Genomic DNA, 1,970 nt, shown 5'->3' on the forward strand with positions numbered 1-1,970 from the left:
GTTCGCAGCGCCGCACCAGGGCGACACTGCCGTGATCACCCGCCAACTTCGCGGCGGCACGCAGTCGCGCCGCGGCGGCCGCCGGTTCGTCGTACGCGGCGCGCATCCGCATCACCTCGGGCAGCCACCACCGGTCGTCGCGGGACCGGGCCACGACCGTCGCCGCGTCGAGGGTCGCGCGCGCGTCGCCGGGCCTCTCGCGGTACAGATCCGCGAGCAGCGACAGCCAGTACGGCATCCGGGCGAAGGAACCGGCCGCCCGCAGATTGGCGATGCCGCGCCGGACCGTACCGATGCCGTCACCGCCCGCACGGGACCAGCCGTCGAGGATCAGCCCCCATTCCCGGTAGTACGCGAAGTCGTACCGGGAGCACAGTTCCCGCAGTTCGGCGACCGTCTCGCGCAATCCGGGCAGGTCCCCGCACAACTGCCGGGTGACCGCGCCGTACGCGAGTGCGACGGTCAGAACGAACGGATCGTCGCCGCGGCGGGCCAACGCGATCGCCTCCCGGCAGCGCGAGCGCGCTGCCACGTCGTCGCCGAGCAGCCAGTGCGCGTGCGCCGCCCACGCACAGCCGTGCACGTCCGGGCGGGTGCCGACGGTCCACGAGTGTGCGCCTTCGGTGAGTTCGGCGGCCAGCGCGAAATGACCCAGCGCCTCGGCCGGCCGGCCGAGGCTCACCGCTGACCCCGCGTACGCGAAATGGGCCGACCCGCACAGTTCGGTCCCGGGTTCCACCAGCGTCAATGCGCGCGTCACCGCCCGATGCGCGCCCGCGGTGTCACCGTGCACGAATCGTGACGACCAGAGCCCGACGAGGCCGACGATCGTCGACTCCGTGCGTCCCAGCGTGTCGGCAAGCTCGATCGAACGTTCGAGGGTGTGCTGCAACTCGGGTGAGGAATAGCCGTAGCGGGCGTTGAGCGGTGCCGCCAGTGCCTCGAGGATCTCGAGTTCTTCTGCGGCGGAACCGGTTCCCGGACGCGCGCGCACCAGGGTGAGTGCGCGCCGATGCAGCCGGATCGCCTCGGCATACGCGAACCTGCGGCTCGCGATGTCGGCCGCCCGCCGGTAGTACGGCACCGCCCGATCCGGACGTCCACCACGGGCGTACTGCTCGGCGAGTTGCGCCGACACCGGATCGGTGTCGTCGCGGTGCAGCAGTTCCAGTGCCTGCGCGAGCCGCCGGTGCAGCAGCCATCGCTGCGGCGATCCGACCGTCGCGTAGGCGGCGTCGCGCAACAGGTCGTGCGTGAAGTCGTAACCGTCGCGGAACTCGGTGACGATGCGCCGGCGCCACAGTTCGTCGACTGCCTGCACCACCGCGATTGCACCGAGATCGCTTGCCTCGGTGAGCAGGTCGAGCGTGAAGTCACGTCCGACCGCGGCGGCCAGACCCGCCACCTCCCGCGCAGCCGGACTCGACTGCTCCACACGGTGGTGCAGCACCGACGACAGGCCGTCCACCGAGAGCGCGTCGTCCCGGTCGGACGTGGACCGCATCGCCTCGACGATGTACAGCGGGAAGCCCCCGGTCGTCGTGTGGAGCAGTGGCCGCTCCTCGCCGGTGAGCGATCGTCCACCGATCGCTTCGGCCAGACGGGTGCTGTCCGCTTCGTCCAAGGGGTTCACTCGCAGTTCCGTCACCGTGCCCGACGAGGCCAGCCCGGTCGCCCATTCGGTGACGGCGGCCGCGGCCTCCGAGGTGTCGTCCCGCGCGGCCGCCGCGACCAGCAGGGGAGCACCGCGCATCAAGCCCAGACAGAACACGAGAAACACCAGCGTCTCCCGGTCGCACCACTGCAGGTTGTCCAGGGTCAGCAGAACCGGTCGATCGCCGACGAGGCCGCGGGCGAGTCCCGCGAAGAAGCGGTGCCGCTGCCAGGCGTCGGCCGAAGCGCCGACCCCTCGCTCCGGGCGAACCTCGCGCACCCGATCCGCGTCGGCCTCCGGGGACGGCACGAGGCGG

At 71.7% G+C, this 1,970-nt stretch carries 1 protein-coding gene; it reads right to left on the reverse strand.

Features of this window, described 5'->3' with window-relative positions; all coding sequences use genetic code 11:
• The coding region (locus ACN675_RS28960; protein ID WP_420754085.1) for an ATP-binding protein at window positions 1-1,970 on the reverse strand (1,970 nt) is incomplete at both ends.

It is taken from the genome of Rhodococcus sp. O3 (assembly GCF_048897285.1).
GTDB lineage: Bacteria > Actinomycetota > Actinomycetes > Mycobacteriales > Mycobacteriaceae > Rhodococcus.